Source organism: Gilvimarinus gilvus, from assembly GCF_030518155.1.
GTDB classification, from domain to species: domain Bacteria; phylum Pseudomonadota; class Gammaproteobacteria; order Pseudomonadales; family Cellvibrionaceae; genus Gilvimarinus; species Gilvimarinus gilvus.
This window is the reverse complement of sequence record NZ_JAULRU010000284.1, coordinates 1-310: the sequence shown is the minus strand read 5'-3', so window position 1 is coordinate 310 and position 310 is coordinate 1. Positions and strand designations below refer to the sequence as shown.

At 45.5% G+C, this 310-nt stretch carries 1 protein-coding gene; it reads right to left on the bottom strand.

Translation table 11 applies throughout. The annotated features are described in order from the left end of the window. Nucleotides 1–194 (bottom strand): hypothetical protein (locus tag QWI17_RS04825; RefSeq protein ID WP_302721382.1); only part of this gene is annotated, 194 nt, incomplete at its 3' end. Nucleotides 195–310 lie beyond the last annotated feature (116 nt).

The following is a 310-nucleotide window of genomic DNA, read 5'->3' as shown; positions in this document are numbered from 1 at the left end:
TCGAACCGCTTCATCAACAACTGGCGTAAGCGATCTTTAACATGCTTAACACCATATTCCAGTGTTTTCTTTGCACCGAGCTGATTACCAGGCAAAACAATCGCCATATCAGTCGTGTTACCCCCAATATCTAACCCAAGTCGCACAATGTCTGGATTTACTCCGGCCTTTATTTCACCGTACTCATCAATCATGTAGTCTACGATTCCAGCAACCGCCTCGGGATAGATCCCTGCAAACACAACCTTAGCTGACGGCTCTTTACGCGGCCCTACATAGACTTCCCTTAACAGATTCTTTCGTTTCTTTT